Source organism: Sphingomonas lacunae, from assembly GCF_012979535.1.
Taxonomy (GTDB): Bacteria; Pseudomonadota; Alphaproteobacteria; order Sphingomonadales; family Sphingomonadaceae; genus Sphingopyxis; species Sphingopyxis lacunae.
This window is the reverse complement of sequence record NZ_CP053015.1, coordinates 1,341,036-1,358,686: the sequence shown is the minus strand read 5'-3', so window position 1 is coordinate 1,358,686 and position 17,651 is coordinate 1,341,036. Positions and strand designations below refer to the sequence as shown.

17 protein-coding genes are annotated in these 17,651 nt (G+C 62.9%); 8 read left to right on the top strand and 9 right to left on the bottom strand.

Features of this window, described 5'->3' with window-relative positions:
• Positions 1-209 precede the first annotated feature (209 nt).
• The gene (locus GV829_RS06470; protein ID WP_169945043.1) at positions 210-890 is read left to right on the top strand and encodes a hypothetical protein; all 681 of its coding nucleotides are present in this window, start codon (positions 210-212) and stop codon (positions 888-890) included.
• Between the two features lie 37 nt (positions 891-927).
• Here GV829_RS06470 and GV829_RS06465 read toward each other — a convergent pair whose 3' ends face one another.
• The 5 genes from GV829_RS06465 to gluQRS form a co-directional block, all read right to left on the bottom strand.
• Positions 928-2,070: an epoxide hydrolase family protein gene (locus GV829_RS06465; RefSeq protein ID WP_169945039.1), complete on the bottom strand. Its 1,143-nt coding sequence runs from the start codon at positions 2,068-2,070 to the stop codon at positions 928-930.
• Between the two features lie 90 nt (positions 2,071-2,160).
• Positions 2,161-3,030, bottom strand: a complete 870-nt coding sequence (locus tag GV829_RS06460) for a 3-hydroxyacyl-CoA dehydrogenase NAD-binding domain-containing protein (protein ID WP_169945037.1) — start codon at positions 3,028-3,030, stop codon at positions 2,161-2,163.
• Positions 3,031-3,117: 87 nt separating this feature from the next.
• The gene (locus tag GV829_RS06455; RefSeq protein ID WP_169945035.1) at positions 3,118-3,708 is read right to left on the bottom strand and encodes a cob(I)yrinic acid a,c-diamide adenosyltransferase; all 591 of its coding nucleotides are present in this window, start codon (positions 3,706-3,708) and stop codon (positions 3,118-3,120) included.
• Between the two features lie 19 nt (positions 3,709-3,727).
• Positions 3,728-3,955 carry an HIG1 domain-containing protein gene (locus GV829_RS06450; protein ID WP_169945033.1) on the bottom strand — a complete coding sequence of 76 codons (228 nt, stop codon included), beginning with the start codon at positions 3,953-3,955 and terminating at the stop codon, positions 3,728-3,730.
• Positions 3,956-3,984: 29 nt separating this feature from the next.
• Positions 3,985-4,857, bottom strand: coding sequence for a tRNA glutamyl-Q(34) synthetase GluQRS (gene gluQRS / locus GV829_RS06445; protein WP_169945031.1), 873 nt, complete (start codon positions 4,855-4,857; stop codon positions 3,985-3,987).
• A gap of 189 nt (positions 4,858-5,046) precedes the next feature.
• Here gluQRS and GV829_RS06440 point away from each other — a divergent pair, with 189 nt between their 5' ends.
• The 5 genes from GV829_RS06440 (at position 5,047) to GV829_RS06420 (ending at position 12,108) form a co-directional block, all read left to right on the top strand.
• On the top strand, positions 5,047-5,613 hold the full coding sequence (locus tag GV829_RS06440) for an HNH endonuclease (protein WP_169945029.1): 567 nt from the start codon (positions 5,047-5,049) through the stop codon (positions 5,611-5,613).
• 56 nt (positions 5,614-5,669) lie between these two features.
• Entirely contained in the window at positions 5,670-9,308 is a 3,639-nt protein-coding gene (locus GV829_RS06435) for a hydantoinase B/oxoprolinase family protein (RefSeq protein ID WP_169945027.1), read from the top strand.
• Between the two features lie 144 nt (positions 9,309-9,452).
• A complete protein-coding gene (locus GV829_RS06430; protein WP_169945025.1) occupies positions 9,453-10,133 on the top strand; it encodes a DUF969 domain-containing protein in 681 nt (226 codons plus the stop codon).
• Positions 10,130-11,065, top strand: coding sequence for a DUF979 domain-containing protein (locus GV829_RS06425; protein ID WP_169945022.1), 936 nt, complete (start codon positions 10,130-10,132; stop codon positions 11,063-11,065). Before GV829_RS06430 ends, GV829_RS06425 begins: the two co-directional genes overlap by 4 nt.
• A 53-nt stretch (positions 11,066-11,118) precedes the next feature.
• Complete coding sequence (locus GV829_RS06420) at positions 11,119-12,108, top strand: DUF2891 domain-containing protein (protein ID WP_169945020.1); 990 nt, start codon at positions 11,119-11,121, stop codon at positions 12,106-12,108.
• Between the two features lie 73 nt (positions 12,109-12,181).
• Here the strand turns inward: GV829_RS06420 and GV829_RS06415 are convergent, their stop codons facing one another.
• From GV829_RS06415 to GV829_RS06400, 4 genes are read right to left on the bottom strand one after another with little or no spacing between them, the layout of a single operon-like run.
• Positions 12,182-12,604, bottom strand: coding sequence for an RrF2 family transcriptional regulator (locus GV829_RS06415; protein WP_169945018.1), 423 nt, complete (start codon positions 12,602-12,604; stop codon positions 12,182-12,184).
• A 34-nt stretch (positions 12,605-12,638) separates the two neighbouring features.
• Positions 12,639-13,823 (bottom strand): CaiB/BaiF CoA transferase family protein, encoded by a 1,185-nt coding sequence (locus GV829_RS06410; protein ID WP_169945016.1) that lies wholly within the window; start codon positions 13,821-13,823, stop codon positions 12,639-12,641.
• Positions 13,824-13,836: 13 nt separating this feature from the next.
• Positions 13,837-15,021: an acyl-CoA dehydrogenase gene (locus GV829_RS06405; RefSeq protein WP_169945014.1), complete on the bottom strand. Its 1,185-nt coding sequence runs from the start codon at positions 15,019-15,021 to the stop codon at positions 13,837-13,839.
• 2 nt (positions 15,022-15,023) lie between these two features.
• The gene (locus tag GV829_RS06400) at positions 15,024-15,161 is read right to left on the bottom strand and encodes a hypothetical protein (protein WP_169945012.1); all 138 of its coding nucleotides are present in this window, start codon (positions 15,159-15,161) and stop codon (positions 15,024-15,026) included.
• Between GV829_RS06400 and GV829_RS06395 the strand changes: the two genes are divergently transcribed.
• The gene (locus GV829_RS06395) at positions 15,160-15,741 is read left to right on the top strand and encodes a hypothetical protein (protein ID WP_169945010.1); all 582 of its coding nucleotides are present in this window, start codon (positions 15,160-15,162) and stop codon (positions 15,739-15,741) included. The genes GV829_RS06400 and GV829_RS06395 overlap by 2 nt on opposite strands.
• A gap of 25 nt (positions 15,742-15,766) precedes the next feature.
• A complete protein-coding gene (pabB, locus tag GV829_RS06390) occupies positions 15,767-17,554 on the top strand; it encodes an aminodeoxychorismate synthase component I (protein ID WP_169945008.1) in 1,788 nt (595 codons plus the stop codon).
• Positions 17,555-17,651: the final 97 nt, after the last annotated feature.

Sequence of the window (17,651 nt, the reverse complement as noted above, 5' to 3'; positions counted from 1 at the left end):
TCAGTATGGGCAACAGGATTTGTGTGCTCTTTGGGTGTTCTTCCGCGGTTTTGTTCATCGCCGGATGCAGCATCACGGGGTCAGGAGCGATAAGCGATGACGTGTGTTGGGCCCCTGAAACAACGGCTGGATTGAAGGCGCTATTGTTCGCTCAGGCGCGTGAAGGCGCGGCTGGGGAAGCTGATTCTCCGGCCGATATTGAACCAAATTTGACTGCCACGTTGCACCGCGCCGTCGCCAATGCGGTCCGGCGCGACATTCATCGGGTCGACTGCTCGGCCACTCTGAAGCTGGACATCCCGCCTGCCTTGGCTGATCGATTTGGCGGCGCAACACGCCTTTCGGCCGACATTCTCTACTCGGTTCAGTTTTCGGACGAACAGCGCTCGCCTGTGTACACGGCTAAAGGTCAAGAGAGGCTGACCGAAGCCATCCTATCTGCTCTGGCTCCTGGCAACGGAACCCGGTCAGCCGCCGCGGTGCCGATGCCGATCAGTCCAACCGTTCCACCTGCAGTTGACGGCATGATCCTCGGCAATGTGCCCGAGGACGATGACGGGCACCCCACCACCGCAGCCAACGCCCGCACCTTGGCTTATGCCTTTTACGACGCATTGAGCCGAGGTGACGGGGTGAGTGCCAATCAGCTCATTGTGCCAGAAAAGCGGTCCAGAGCCGCCTTTCGTGCGGCGAATCTCAGTCGCTTTTATGGCACCTTGCGCGAACCGCTGCGGATAGAGTCCATCAGGCCCATCGACAATGACCATGCGCAAGTGGGCTATAGTTATGCGGCCGGTGCTTCGCGGTGCCAAGGTAACGCGGTGGTGACAACCACAGTGATAGGCACCGAGCGCCTGATTGAAAGCATCCAGACTGGCGGCGGATGCTGAAAGCAAGATGTCCGCGAGGCCACCGCCAGTTACGTGATCAAAGGCTCATTCCCGCAAGGGCCGCTTTGACTTCGCTGACGAACAGCTCTGGCTGTTCGAAGGCGGCGAAGTGGCCGCCCTTTTCCAATTCGCCCCAATGGACGATGTTGGTGTATCGGGTCGCGGCCCAGCGGCGCGAGACCTTGAAAATCTCGTTGGGGAAGATGCTGCATCCGGTCGGGATGGTGATCTGCCCACCGCTGAAGCTGCGGAAGCTGTGCCAGTAGAGGCGGGCGGACGAGGCGGCGCTGTTGGTCAGCCAGTAGAGCATGACATTATCGAGCATATGATCGCGCGAAATCGCCTTTTCCGGATGGCCGCCGATCGACTGGCCGCCGGGCTGGTGGCCGCAATCCGTCCAGCCGTGGAATTTCTCGACGATCCAGCACAGCTGCCCCACCGGGGAATCAGCCAGCGCATAGCCGAGGGTCTGCGGGCGGGTGGCTTGCTGGGTTGAATAGCCATTGTCCTTGGCTTGGTACCAGCCGGCACGGGCGAGGCCGGCGAGTTCTTCGGGCGTCGCTCCGGCGAGCATCTCGGGCGTCGGCGGCACAACGACCATGTTGACGTGGATGCCGGCACAGGCGCCGAGATTTTGTGCACCGATGGCAGATGTGACGGCACTGCCCCAATCACCGCCCTGGGCGAAATAGCGGTCATAGCCGAGGCTGCGCATGAGCGCGTCCCAAGCGGTGGCGATATGCTCAACGCTCCACTTGGCTTCGGTTGGTTTGCCCGAGAATCCGTATCCGGGGAGCGCCGGGATGATGAGGTGATAGTCGGCGCTGAGTGGTTCGATGACATCGAGGAATTCGAGCACCGAACCGGGCCAGCCATGCGTCAGCAGCAAGGGCCGTGCATCGGGATTGGACGAGCGGACATGGATGATGTGGATGTCGAGACCATCCACCTCGACCAGATAGTTGGGCAGCGCATTGAGCCGCGCCTCGCAGCGCCGCCAGTCATAGTCGCTGGCCCAATAGCTGGCGAGTTCCTGTGCGTAGGCGAGCGGTACGCCCTGGTCCCAGTCATCGACCGTCTCCTTTTCCGGCCAACGGGTCAGGGCAAGGCGGGCCTTGAGATCATCAAGCTGACTTTGCGGAATGTCGATGGTGAAGGGGCGCGGGGTGCCGACGTGCATGGCTGTCATCCTCTGAATGGTTGGCCCGAGGATGAGGTAGCATTGTGACGCTGTCGACAGTCAAATGTGGTGGGTACGCCCCGTGTCGGGTTACCGCGTCGGTACCGGTTCCGGGCCGGTCCAGTCGTAAAAGCCGCGGCCGGTCTTTTTGCCGAGCCAACCGGCTTCGACATATTTGATCAGCAGCGGGGCGGGACGGAATTTCTGGTCGCCGGTGCCTTCGTGAAGGACGCGGCAGATGTCGAGGCAGGTGTCGAGACCGATGAAGTCGGCGAGCGTCAGCGGACCCATCGGGTGGTTGAGACCGATGCGGCAGCCCATGTCGATATCGGCGATATTGGCGACGCCCTCACCCAGCGCGAAGCAGGCTTCATTGATCATCGGCATCAGGATGCGGTTGACGATAAAGCCGGGGGCATCATCGGCATGGATGATGTTCTTGCCAAGGCTGCGGCCATAGATTTCGATGGCATCCACAGTGGCATCGACGGTGGCGAGGCCACGGATCAGTTCAATGAGGCCCATGACGGGCACGGGATTGAAGAAGTGGACCCCCATGAAGCGGGCGGGATCGGGCACGGACTGCGCGAGGCGGGTGATCGGGATCGAGCTGGTGTTGGTGGCGAGCAGCGTTTCCGGGCCGACATGCTTGCCAACGCTTTCGAAAATCGCGCGCTTGGTCGATTCGCGTTCGGAAGCAGCTTCGATGATCAGGTCACAAGGCGCAAAATCGGAATGGTCAGCAGCGGGGGTGATGCGGCCGAGCACGGTATCGACCTCTTCGGGCAACATCTTGCCCTTGGCGACATTACGAGCGAGCAGCTTGCCAATGCCGACCTTGGCCTTTTCAACCAGTTCGACCGACATGTCGGACAAAAGCACCCGATAGCCAGCCTGCGCCGACACTTGGGCAATGCCGGCGCCCATCTGTCCCGCGCCAATCACACCGATTGTCTTCACCTGTCATGCTCCCGCTACCATGCCCTTACGGCAGAGGAGCGCCCTTGCCGCAGCAAAGCCGTGCGCGCAACAGTAACTACTGCCCGATCAATCCCCGCGCGAGGCGCCGGGAACCCACAGAACATCGCCCGAGCCATAAGCATTGACATGTCGGGCAGCCACGAACAGCCAGTCTGACAAGCGGTTGAGATAAGCGAGTGCCGCTGGATTGAGCGCTCTGCCAGCACAGGCGCTGACCGCGCTGCGTTCGGCGCGGCGCGTGGTGGCACGGGCGACATGCAGGCGCGCCGCCGCTTCGCTGCCGCCCGGCAGAATGAAGCTCGTAAGCGGCGACAACTGCTCATTCATAAAGTCGATTTCGCGTTCCAGGCGTTCAACCTGCGCCGGAATGATGCGCAATGTCATTTCGCCCGGGGCAAATGGATCCTGCCCTTCTGCGCCCGGCGTGGCGAGATCGGCGCCCAAGTCAAAAAGGTCATTCTGTATGACCGTCAACTGCCTCGCCAAGCCACTGCCCTGATCGAGGGCAACTATCGCCAGCCCGATCAGGCTGTTGGCTTCATCCACATCGCCCATGGCGGCAAAAAGGGCATCCGCCTTTGGCAGGCGCGAACCATCTACCAGCCCCGACGTTCCATCATCCCCGGTGCGCGTGTATATTTTGTTGAGCTTTACCACGCTGTGATCAACCGCTGATTCAACCCGCTGCGGCCATCGCGCCGATAATCACCAGCAACAGGATGGTAATAGCCTGCCATTTGACACGGGCAAACATCATCTTGTTCTGCATCAGGTGGCCATGGCTGGGCCCGGTTCCATTGGCCATGTTGTCGCTGGTCTGGGCAAAGTAGATGAGGCCACGCACCAAGCTGTAGAGCACAAAGCCGGCAGCGACGATAATGGCAATGATGATGGCGTAGCTCATGGTGTCTATCCTGTCTGGTTGGAGCCTATCTAGGCGTTCAACCAGCCATATCCAAGGGGAAGTTGCCCCGACCTGAGCGCTTCAATCAGCTCGACAGGGTCCGTACCGCCTTGCCGTAGCGACGCAATGCTGGCCGCATCATCCCGCTTGGCCAGTCGGCGTCCATCCGGACCGGCAATCAGAGCATGATGATGATAAGCCGGGGTCGGCAGCTCAAGCAACGCCTGGAGCAAGCGATGAACATGTGTTGCGGCGAACAGATCAGCGCCACGCACCACCAGCGTGATGCCCTGATATGCATCATCAATCGTCGAGGCGAGATGATAGGCAGCCGGTGCGTCCCGTCTGGCCAGAACAATATCGCCAAAGGGTGCAGGATCGGCGACCACGACCCCCTTGATCACATCGCGCCACTTGAGCGGTCCACCGACGCGGGCAAGCGCTTCTGTCATGTCGAGTCGCCAGCAATGCGGCTCCCCTGACGAGATCCTCATCACCGCCACCGAAGCGGCGATCCCTCGGCACGTGCCCGGATAGACAGGGCCATCCGGCCCATGGGGCGCGGCCACACTTGCGGCAATCTGTGCGGTTATTTCGGAGCGGGTGCAGAAGCAGGGATAGGCCAGTCCGGCGCCCTTTAACCGTGAGAGGAATTCAGCATAGGCCGGCAACCGCTGCGATTGGACGAGTGGCGGTGCATCGGGAACAATGCCTAGCCAGGCAAGGTCGTCATCGATCCCGGACCGATAGACATCGCGCACACGGCTGGCGTCGAGATCGTCAATGCGCAACAAATAGCTGCCGCCGGTCAGGCGGGCCTGATCATGCGCAACCAGCGCCGAATAGCCATGGCCAAGGTGCAATTGACCTGTTGGCGAGGGTGCGAAGCGAGTGGTTGCCATAAGCGAGCGGTCTATCGGCTCAGCGGCCAAGGGCAAGCATGATGTATCCTGACCATGGCAAGAGACACCATATTTTGTGCCACGGGAGCATTTGACCCCTTGACGTCAGGAATCAGCTTGGGGTGTAAAGGCGTTGTCACGCGCTGGAGGCATAGGCCGTGTCGTGACGAACGAGAAGGCTGCACAGGGATGTTCCATCCTGACCTGACACGCCATCCGGACCAATGCCCGGCACTGGTACTGAACGCCGATTACACACCGTTATCCTATTATCCTTTGAGCCTGTGGCCATGGCAGACCGCGATCAAGGCAGTGTTCCTCGACCGGGTCGACATCATCGACAGCTATGAACGGGAAATCCATTCGCCCAACCAGACCATGCGCCTGCCCAGCGTCATCGCTCTGCGGCAATATGTGAAGCCATCCGAATATCCCGCCTTCACCAGGTTCAACCTGTTCCTGCGCGACCATTTCCAGTGCCAATATTGTGGATCGGGCAAGGAACTGACCTTTGACCATGTAGTGCCAAGACGGCTTGGCGGCAGAACCAGCTGGGAAAATGTTACCACGGCGTGTTCGCCGTGCAATCTGAGGAAGGGCGGACGAACCCCGCAGCAGGCGCGCATGCACATCATGGAAGCCCCCTATCGCCCGACCAATTGGCAACTGCAGCACAATGGCCGCAAATTCCCGCCCAATTATCTGCACCAAAGCTGGCTGGACTGGCTGTATTGGGACATTGAGCTGGAGCCCTGAACCAGGCGGCGCCGCCAGCCTCTGGACAGGCAGGGCGAGCAGCTTATCAGGGCAGGATGAGCAAAGAGCAGACTTGGCGTTTCTGGATCGACAGGGGCGGGACCTTCACCGACGTTGTCGCACGCCGACCCGATGGATCGCTGACTACCGCCAAACTATTGTCTGAAGACCCCTCACGCCAGGAGGATGCCGCCGTTGCGGCGATACGCCATCTGACTGGCGTGACGACTGGCCCATTACCACCATGCGATGTCCGGATGGGCACGACAGTGGCCACCAACGCATTGCTGGAGCGAAAAGGTGAGGCGGTACTTTTGGTCACCAGCCGAGGATTCGGCGATGCGCTGACCATCGGCTATCAGGATCGGCCAGATATTTTTGCCCGGGCCATCCACCTGCCTCACCCGCCATTCGATCGGGTGATCGAGATTGACGAACGGGTGACGGCGCAGGGCGAGGTGCTGATCCCACTCGACGAAGAAACAGCGGGCTCTGCCATGGCGGCGGCGTTTGCCCTGGGGATCAAGAGTGTCGCAATTGTCCTGATGCATGGATATCGGCATCATCGCCACGAACAGCGACTGGCGGCAATTGCCCGCGACATCGGTTTTGATCAGATTTCGGTAAGCCACGAAACAAGCGCCCTGATCAAATTTGTCGGCCGCGGCGACACGACATTAGTCGACGCTTACCTGTCCCCGATACTGCGACGTTATATTGACCAGTTCAGGAATTCCCTTGGCCCGGCGTCGGCTCCAAAATTCATGCAGTCGAATGGCGGGCTGGCCGACCATGCCCGATTCCAGGGCAAGGATGCGATCCTGTCCGGCCCGGCCGGCGGAATTGTCGGGATGGCGCGCACTGCGGAAGCTGTGGGAGCCATGCGGGTGATCGGCTTTGACATGGGCGGTACATCAACCGACGTCAGCCATTATGCGGGCTCATTCGAACGCGACAATGAGACAATGGTGGCAGGCGCGCGCATCCGGGCGCCGATGTTGCGGATCCACACGGTAGCGGCCGGGGGTGGCTCAATCTGCCGTTTCGATGGCCATCGTCTGCTGGTCGGGCCTGAAAGCGCCGGCGCTGTGCCGGGGCCTGCTGCCTATCGCAGGGGCGGGCCGTTGACCGTGACAGACTGCAACGTCCTGCTCGGCAAGATACGGCCGGACCATTTTCCAAAGATGTTCGGGCCGGGTGGCGACCAACCCATCGATACTGATGTGGTGCGAGATCGGTTCGGGATGATGGCTACGGAGGTAGCCGCGACGACCGGCCATTCCGTCACGCCTGAATCACTGGCAGAGGGATTCCTGACTATTGCCGTGGCGAATATGGCCAACGCCATCAAACAGATTTCGGTGGCGCGCGGCCATGACCTGAGCCGTTACGCCCTCGCCTGTTTTGGCGGGGCAGGCGGGCAGCATGCCTGTCTGGTAGCGGACGCATTGGCAATGGATGAGGTGTTGATTCACCCGCTGGCGGGCGTTCTGTCGGCGTATGGCATGGGTCTGGCGCGGGAAAGCCTGATTGCGGAGGAAACACTGGCGGTCCCGTTGACGCGGGAGGCCATGGTCAGCATCGATTCCGTGCGCGAACGGCTCGAGGCGGACGTGGCAGAACGGTTGACCGCCGATACACTCGGCATGGCGGTCAGCGTCTCAACATTGCTTTTTGTCCGGACCGAAGGAAGCGAGGCATGTGTAGAACTGCCCTTTGCCTCACCTGAGGCATTGGCTGCCGGATTTGCTTCAGCCTTCAGAAAGCAGTTCGGCTATGCGCCGACGGCGACTCTGGTGGTTGATCGCATACGGTGTGAGGCGATGGCAGGCGATGATGCGGCAATGGCTGGTCTCTCGCTTCCCTTGCCGCCGAGCAGCGACGGGCCGGTTGAGACGGCAAGGCTGTGGTGCGGCGGGGCGGAGCATGTGGTCCCGCTCTACGACAGGGCGCGGCTGGCAGCGGGATTTTCGGCAGAGGGCCCATGCCTCATCGTTGATGCGCTGGCGACAACGATGGTCGAGCCGGGCTGGCGAGTGCAGGTCGAAATCGACGGCACATTGCGTATGAGGCGGATAACGCCGCGCGACGGGGCGATGCTGGCGGGCGATGCGGAGACGGTTGACCCCGTACGTCTCGAGATTTTCAACGGGCTGTTCATGGCGATTGCCGAGGAGATGGGCGGGGCGCTGCAACGTAGCGCGACATCGGTCAATATTCGCGAGCGGCTGGATTTTTCCTGTGCACTGTTTGACGGCGAGGGGCGGCTGGTCGCCAATGCGCCGCACATGCCGGTACATCTGGGATCGATGGGCGAGAGCGTCAGGACCATCCTCAAGCGGCGGGGGACGGGGGCTGACGGCTTGCCGATCGACGGGCGGGGGATGCGGCCGGGGGATGTGTATGCGCTGAATGCCCCCTATGACGGGGGGACGCATTTGCCCGACATGACGGTGATCATGCCGGTGTTTGTAGAGGGCGAGTTAGAGCGACAAAACGGCCCCCGCTGGTATGTCGCCGCACGCGGCCATCATGCTGATATCGGGGGGATTTCTCCCGGTTCCATGCCGCCGGACAGCCGCTCGGTAGAAGAAGAAGGAATCCTCTTTGACAATGTGCCGATTGTCGATGAGGGGCGCTTCTGCGAGGATGAGGTGCGGGCGCTGCTGGAGGGCGGACGCTGGCCGTCGCGCAACCCGGCGCTCAACATCGCCGACCTGACCGCGCAGGTGGCGAGCTGTGCCCGGGGCGCGGCGGAGCTCAACCGGGTCGCCGCGCTTTATGGGGCCGACACCATCAGCGCCTATATGCGCCACGGCCAGGCCCAGGCGGAGGAAGCGGTGCGGCGGCTGGTCGCGCGGCTCGATGATGGCGCGTTCAACTATGCGATGGACAATGGTGCCGAGGTCCGGGTCAAGGTAACGGTCGACCGTGAAGCCCGCAGCGTGACCATCGACTTCACCGGAACAAGCGCTACCCTGCCCGACAATTTCAACGCACCGCTGCCGGTGGTGCGCGCCGCCGTCCTTTATGTGCTGCGGACGATGATCGACGAGCCGATCCCGATGAATGACGGGTGCATGGCGCCGGTGACGCTGATCGTGCCTGAGGGATCAATGCTGCGGCCCGCGTTCCCGGCAGCGGTTGTAGCCGGCAATGTCGAGACCAGCCAGGTCGTGACCGATGCCCTGTTCGGTGCCTTTGGCGCGATGGCGGCAAGCCAGGGGACGATGAACAATTTCACCTTCGGCAATGCCACCCACCAATATTATGAGACGATTGCGGGCGGAGCGGGGGCCGGGCCGGACTTTGACGGGGCGTCAGCGGTGCAAACACACATGACCAACAGCCGCCTGACCGACCCGGAAGTGCTGGAAAGCCGCTTTCCTGTGCTGCTGGAAGAGTTTTCAATCCGGCGCGGATCGGGCGGCAGGGGCCGGCACACAGGCGGCGACGGTGTCGTGCGACGGGTCCGGTTCCTTGAAGCGATGCAGGCAGGCATGCTCGCCAACCGGCGCAAGGTGGCCCCGTTCGGTCTGGACGGCGGTGATGACGGCGCACCGGGCATCAACAGGGTGATCCGCGCCGATGGCCGGGTTGAGGAACTGCCGGCGACGGCGAGTGTCCAGGTCGGGGCCGGCGATGTGTTCGAGATTTTAACGCCGGGAGGCGGGGGATATGGCGATGCGGGGTGACGTGATCCTCCCCGATACGGGGAGGGGGACCATCCGCGGGATGGTGGAGGGGCAGGCGCGATTGCGACCAAGGTTGGAGATTGGCGACAGTGCCCCTCCACCAGCTGCGCTGGTCCCCCTCCCCCAAGGGGGAGGATTTTAGTCATGTGGGTTTTGGCCGGGATTGGCGTGATTGTGCTGGGCTTTGTCCTGCGCTTCAATCCGTTGTTGGTTGTGGTGGCGGCGGCGCTGGTGACGGGGGTGGCGGCGGGGCTTGATCCGCTGGCAATCATCGCGGCCTTTGGCAAGGCGTTCAATGACACGCGCTACATCAGCGTTATCTGGATCGTCCTGCCGGTGGTCGGTCTGTTGGAGGCGCATGGTCTGCAAGAACGGGCCAAGGGCCTGATCGGGGCGATGAAGGGGGCTACGGTCGGGCGGTTGCTGACCGGCTATCTGCTGATCCGGCAGGTCACCTCTGCCATGGGGCTGACCTCCATTGCCGGTCATGCCCAGACAGTGCGTCCGCTGGTCGCACCAATGGCCGAAGCGGCAGCAGAGATGGCGGAGCCCGATGTCAGCGAGGCCGAACGCGAAAAGGTCAAAGCCATGTCCGCCGGGACCGACAATATCGGCCTGTTCTTTGGCGAGGATATCTTCATCGCCATCGGCTCCATCCTGCTGATGAAAGGAATTTTGGAAAGCGCTGGCATCATCGTCGATCCGTTCGACCTGTCGGTATGGGCAATTCCGACGGCAATTGCCGCCTTTGCCATTCATGGGGCAAGATTGTGGTGGCATGACCGCCGTGTCCGGGCGCGGACGGCAGGGAGCATCGAGCCATGATCGGCCTGCCGTTCATCTACACCGCCGCCGGGCTGGTCTTCACCCTGTTCGCCGCGCTCGGCATCCGCGATGCGAGCAACCCCAAGCGGTTTGGCAACGCCGCATTCTGGGGCCTGCTGGCCGTGTCGATGTTTGCGGGCGACCAGCTGGGTGATCTGGGCAATGGCCTGTTGGTGTTGGCACTGGTGGCGATTGCCGGGACCGGCCAGATGGGCCGGGGTCCGGCAAGCGACGATGTGGCGGAGCGGGCGGCAGGCGCGGCACGCCATGGCAACCGCCTGTTCCTCCTGGCGCTTGTCATCCCCTTGACGGCACTGATCGGCACCTTTGCCTTCAAGGAAATGCCGGTCCTGTTCGATGCCAAGCAGGTGACGCTGGTTGCGCTGACGCTGGGGGTGGTGCTGGCCCTGCTGATCGGCATTGTTTGGTTGAAGCCTTCCCCGCTGCAGCCGTTCGAGCGGGGGCGTGGCCTTGCCGACAGCGTCGGTTGGGCGGCGATTTTGCCGCAGATGCTGGCCAGTCTGGGCGCAGTATTCGCGCTGGCCGGCGTCGGGGATGTGGTAGGCGAGCTGGTTGGCGGGATGATCCCCGAAGGCAGCCTGTTCGGCGCGGTTCTGGCCTTTGGCTTGGGCATGGCGTTGTTCACGATGGTGATGGGCAATGCCTTTGCCGCATTCCCGGTGATGTTCGCTGGCGTCGCCCTGCCCCTGTTGATCCGCGAGCATGGCGGTGACCCGGCGATCATCTGTGCCATCGGCATGCTCGCCGGTTTCTGCGGCACGCTGATGACGCCGATGGCGGCCAATTTCAACATCGTACCCGCAGCGCTGCTGGAGCTGAAGGACCGCAACGGGGTAATCAAGGCGCAGATTGGCACGGCCTTGCCGCTGTTGGTGGTGAATATCGGGCTGATCTGGTGGCTCGCTTTTTGATGGTTTCCTCTCCCGCTTGCGGGAGAAGGATTGTTCAAGGAACAGGATCGCCGATGACCCACACACTCGATGCCAGCATGGCGGCGCGGTTCATGACGCTGACGGGCGGGCATTTGACCCGGCAGTACCCCTACAAGATGGATCTGGTGCTGACCGGACCAGAGGATGCGCGACCGCCGGTTGAGCATAACCCGATTTTCCACGGCAGTTTCGATTGGCACAGCTGTGTGCATGGCTGGTGGCAGGTGATGCGCTGTGCGCGACTGTTCCCCGACCTGCCGGAAGCGGCAGTGGCACGGGCACGGGCCGATGCAATGCTGGTGCCGGAGAAGGTGGCGGGGGAGATTGCCTGGTTTGAGCGGCCATTCGGCGCGGGGGCATCGCGGCCCTATGGCTGGGCATGGCTGTTGACGCTGCATGGCGAGCTGGCGCGTCACGACGCGCCATGGGGTAAGGCGCTGGAGCCGCTGGCGCGATTGCTGGCGCGGCGGCTGGGCGAGTATCTGACCAAGATGACCTATCCGATCCGGGTGGGGACGCATTTCAATTCAAGCTTTGCCTGTGCGCTGGCGCTCGACTGGGCGCGGACCCATGATGTAGCGCTGGCAGCCCTGATCGGGCGGCGCGCGCTGGAGTGGTTTGGAGAGGATCGCGGCTGTCAGGCGTGGGAGCCGGGGGGCGATGAATTCCTCTCCTCCGCGCTGACCGAGGCGATGCTGATGGGCCGGGCGATGGAGCGCGGCGGCTTTTCCGCGTGGTTCGACGCATTTTTGCCTGATGCGGCGGCGGGGCGACCCGAAACGCTGTTCACCCCTGCCTTTGTTTCTGATCGGAGCGACGGCAAGATCGCCCATCTCGACGGGCTCAACCTCTCCCGCGCCTGGTGCTGGCGGGAGATTGCGCGGGCGCTGGGAGACGGGGCTTCACCCTTGTTCGGCGCGGCGGCGGAGCGGCATCTCGACGCGGCTATGCCACACATTGCAGGCGATTATATGGGCGAGCATTGGCTGGCGAGTTTTGCCCTGCTGGCGCTGGAGGCGTGAGCTAACCACCCTCACCCAGCGTCGCTTCGCTCACCAAGTCTTCGCATCCCTCTCCCGTCCGCGGGAGAGGGGATCACAGCTCGTCGACCTCGATCTTGTCAGCCAGCGTCAACCTGTCGAGCACGGCGGCGGTTTCATCGCGCACGATGAGCATGAGTTTGCGCAAGCGGCAATCGGCTTCGGGCAGGCAATTCTTGCAGGTTTCCGACGCAAAGCGGCTGGCGCAGGGCACGAGGGCGAGGCTGCCGCGGGTCAAGCGGACGATGTCGCCATAGCGCACATCGACCGGAGGCACACCAAGCCAATAGCCGCCGTCGCGGCCACGCTGGGTCGCGACAATACCGGCGCGGGCCATTTCCGAAAGGATAACGGTGAGGAATTTGGCGGGGATATTCTGGGCCGCGACAATCGAGGCAAGCGGAACCGGCCCCTCACCATAATGATCGGCGAGATGCTGAAGCGCACGAATGGTATAGCGGGTCTTTTGCGACAGCATTCTCTACTTATGCCATAGAATTGCCCAAGGGCAATCATCTGACAGGGTCGCGCGGACGAAATCCTGTCACTGTGGCATTATCGCCGCCAAGCGCCGGGGCGGCACGCCCAAGGGCGAGGCTGGCATCGGAAAAGCGTATCGGGGCGCGAACGCCGGGGAAGCTGGTGCCATCAGGCCGGGTCACGTCGATGACCATGCCGCGATGGGTGACCTGCGGGTCGGCGAGCGCCTGATTGACGCTGTTGATCGGCCCTGCGGGGACATTGGCACCCTCGAACGCGGCAAGCAGATCCTCCCGTTTCCACCGGCTGGTCGCGGCGGCGATCAGCGGGGTCAGCGCCTCACGATGGGTGATGCGACCGCTGTTGCTGGCAAAGCGCGGATCGTCGCGCACTTGCGGAATGGCGAGCACGTCGCAGCAGCTTTTGAACTGGCTGTCATTGCCGACGGCGAGGATGAACCAGCCATCACTGACCGGGAAGGCGGCATAGGGCGCGACATTGGGGTGGGCATTGCCCATGCGGGTGGGATGGGCGCCGAACAGCGCGTTCATCGCCTGATTGGCGAGGACGCCGGTCATCACATCTAGCAACGCCATGTCGATATGCTGGCCGGTGCCGGTCCGTGCCCGCATCAGCAGCGCCGACTGGATGGCGACGGTGGCATAGAGGCCGGTGAAGACATCAGCGAAGGCGACGCCGATTTTCTGCGGCTCCCCCGCCGGATCCCCGGTGAGGTCCATGATGCCGCCCATCCCCTGCACGACAAAGTCATAGCCGGGGCGCGGGGCATAGGGGCCGTCCTGCCCGAAACCGGTGATCGAGCAATAGACGAGGCCGGGATTGAGCGCCGAAAGGCTGGCGTAATCAAGCCCATATTTGGCGAGGCCGCCGAGCTTGAAATTTTCGATGAGGACATCGGCCTCGGCCGCCAGGGCGCGGACGCGGGCTATATCCTCGGGCTTGGTGAAATCGGCGATGATCGACGCCTTGCCGCGATTGGTCGCGTGATAATAGGCCGCCGTGCCGTCGGCATCAAAGGGTGGGCCCCAGGTGCGGGTATCATCGCCCGCCGGGCTTTCGACCTTGATGACTTCGGCGCCGAGATCGGCGAGCAACTGCCCCGCCCAGGGCCCGGCGAGGATGCGCGCCAGTTCAAGGACGCGCACGCCCTTGAGTGGTGCTTCCCGGACGGCTTTGGGCGGGGCTGCGTCGCTCATCAGAAGGCAGGCATCAGAAGGCGGCGATGCCGGTTATGGCGCGTCCGAGGATGAGGGCGTGGACGTCATGCGCGCCTTCATAGGTGTTGACCGTTTCGAGGTTCACCATGTGGCGGATCACCTGATATTCGAGGGAGATGCCGTTGCCGCCGTGCATGTCGCGCGCGGCGCGGGCGATGTCGAGCGCCTTGCCGACATTGTTGCGCTTGACGATGCTGATCATCTCTGGCGCGAATTTGCCCTCGTCCATCAACCGGCCGACGCGCAAGCTGGCCTGAAGCCCCAGCGCGATGTCGCTCATCATGTCGGCGAGCTTTTTCTGCCATAGCTGGGTGGCGGCGAGCGGGCGGCCGAACTGCTTGCGGTCAAGGCCATATTGGCGGGCGGCGTGGAGGCAGAATTCGGCGGCACCCATCGCGCCCCAGCTGATGCCGTAGCGGGCGCGGTTGAGGCAACCGAACGGACCCTTCAATCCCTCCACGTTGGGGAGGAGCGCATCTTCGCCGACTTCGACATCATCCATCAGGATCATGCCGGTGGTCGAGGCGCGCAGGGAGAGCTTGCCCTCGATCTTGGGTGCGGAAAGGCCCTTCATGCCCTTTTCGAGGACAAAGCCACGGATCGCGCCGCCATGCGCGTCGGACTTGGCCCAGACGACGAAGACATCAGCGAAGGGCGCATTGGAGATCCACGTCTTGGCGCCGGAGAGGATATAGCCGCCGTCGACCTTGCGGGCGCGGGTGGTCATGCCGCCGGGGTCTGAACCGGCATCGGGTTCGGTCAGGCCAAAGCAGCCGATCAGCGTACCGGCAGCAAGGCCGGGGAGATATTTGCGCCGCTGTTCCTCCGAGCCATAGGCGTGGATCGGATACATGACGAGCGACGACTGGACAGAGGCCATCGAGCGATAGCCCGAGTCGACGCGCTCAATCTCCCGCGCGATCAGGCCATAGGCGACATAGGAGGCTCCGGCGCCGCCATATTCGACCGGGACGGTTGCGCCGAGCAGGCCCTGTTCGCCCATCAGCGGGAAGAGGGCGGGATCATCAACTTCATCCGCGAAGGATTTGGTGACGCGCGGTTGCAGCACATCCTGCGCAAAGGCGTGGGCGGCGTCGCGGATCATCCTTTCATCGTCGGTCAGCTGATCATCGAGGAAGAAAGGGTCTGCCCAATCAAAGCGTGCCATCTCGGCCATTGTCACAATGCTCCTGCAGCGGCGGCATCGACAGCGCGGGATCGCGCCGGTTGCCAGCCATGATGCGCAGCGTCTAGGATGCAGGCCAGAGCAACGCAACCATCGACGCCGGCATGGCGAGAGAGGCGAGAGGCAATCATGCAGAAGAGGGCAATGCGAGACTTTGCGATGAGCGGCGGATTGCTGACCCTGGCGACAGGCGGCGCGTTGGTCGCCAGTCCGGTGGCAGCGCAGGAGGCAGCGGCATCGGGCGGCATTGTCACCCGCGTCTACGCCTGCCGCGCGATCAGTGACGCGACCGAACGCCTGGCCTGTTTCGACCGCGAGGTGGCGGCGCTGGAGACGGCGCAGACCAACAATGACGTCCGCATTGTTGACCGCGAGCAGGTGCGCCAGGCACGACGGGGCCTTTTTGGCCTGAGTCTGCCGAACCTGGGCAACCTGTTTGGTGGCAGTGGCGATGAAGACAGTGCGGATGAGGCACAGGTTGAGGAAGAAGGCATAACGTTCATCGAATCGCGGATCACCAGCATCGGTGGCGATACGACTGGGCGACGACTGCTCGTGCTGGAGAATGGCCAGCAATGGGTGCAGATTGAACCCCACCGGGGCCGGGCACCGGTTGCCGGCGCTGCCGTCACCATCCGGCGGGGCATCTTGGGCAGCTATGTCGCCACAGTCGAAGGCCGTGGTTCCCTGAGAGTGATGCGCACCCGCTGACCCCCTGCCAGCGAACGGGCCCCACGTGACCAGATTGACCGATGGCAAGGCACCCTTTGTGCTGTTGGATGACGCGCGGACCCATGGCGCAGCACCGGCACGCCTGTTGACCAGGCCGGCTGAGATCACCGTTGCCAGACGCCCGGACGAGGTGCCTGCACTGCTGGAACGGATTGGCGCCTGGCACGAGAGCGGTGCCCATGCCGCAGGCTACATTGCCTATGAGGCGGGCCATGCCATTGAACCGCGACTCGCAGACAGGGCTGCGCCTCTGCCCGATGGCTGGCCGCTGGGCTGGTTCGCACGCTTTGACCGGTGTGAACGCATCGCTGCCGAGCATGTCCCCGCACTGTTGCCCGACCCGGCGGGCGCAGCATTGAGCGCACCGAACCCGCGGATGGATTGGGCGGCCTATCGCAAGGCATTGGAGCAGGTGCTGGACCATATCCGCGCCGGCGACATTTATCAGGCCAATCTGACCTTTGCCGCGAGCGTGGCTGTGCATGGCGCACCGCTGGCCGCCTATGCCCGGCTGCGATCCAAGGCACGCGCCGGCTATGGCGGCGTGGTCTTTACCGGCAGCCATTGGTTGCTGTCGCAATCCCCCGAACTGTTCCTGTCGATCAAGGGCCGCATGGTAATGGCCCGGCCAATGAAGGGCACGGCCGCGCGGCAAAATGACCCGGCCGCCGACAAGGCCGCAGTGGCCGAACTGGCCGCCGATCCCAAACAGCGCGCCGAAAATCTGATGATCGTCGACCTGTTGCGCAACGATCTGTCGCGCGTTGCCTTGCCGGGCAGCGTGACGGTCCCGTCACTGTTCCGCATCGAGAGCTATCCGACGATCCACCAAATGGTTTCGGACATTGCCGCCGAACTGGCCCCGGAGACCGGGCTGGCTGACGTGCTGGCGCGAACATTCCCGTGCGGATCAATCACCGGGGCGCCGAAAATCAGCGCGATGGAAGTGATCGACCGGCTGGAGAGCGAACCGCGCGGCGCCTATACCGGTTCGATCGGCTTTGTCGGTCCGGGCGATTCCGGTGAAGGCGAGGCGGCTTTCAATGTCGCGATCCGCACCCTTGCCTTGCGCGATGGCGCGGGCTGCGCCACAGTCGGGCTCGGCTCAGGCGTGGTGGCGGACAGCAAGGCAGACGCCGAGTGGCAGGAATGCCTGGCCAAGGGGGAATATATTCGCGTGGCGTCAGCGACGTTTGACCTGATCGAGACGATGGCGTTCGACCCGCTTGACGGAGTCTTGCGGATCGATGGTCATATGGAAAGGCTGGGCAACAGTGCCCGAACATTCGGCTTTGCCTTTGACCGTCATGGCATCCGCAACATGCTGCAGCATGCTACATTTCGCCAGCGCGAAGCGGCGCGCATCCGGTTGCGACTGAGCCGGGATGGCCATGTCGCGGTGCTGGTCGAACCGATGCCCGAGACACCGCAGGGTCCAGTAGCGGTCGCGGTGAGCCCCCTGCCGGTCGATGCGGCGGACATTCGCCTGCGCCACAAGACGAGCGACCGCGCTTTTTACGACGAACCGCGCAAGGCAAGCGGTACGTTTGAGGTGCTGTTCACCGATGACAAGGGCCGGCTGACAGAAGGCAGTTTCACCAACATCTTTGTGGAACGCGACGGAGTTCTGTTGACCCCGCCGCTGACACTGGGGTTGTTGCCTGGAGTGCTGCGAACTGAGCTGATCGCCGGGAAAAAGGCCCGCGAATCGGAGCTGACCATTGATGATCTGGCCGACGGATTTCTCATCGGCAATGCGCTTCGCGGGTTGATGGCGGCGCGGCTGGCCTGATCCGCGCAATTTTGTTGTCAGAATGCGCCGGAGCACGGTTGCACCATTGCCATGCCACGGCTAAGGCGCGCGCGTTCACCGTCGCTGCATTGCAGCA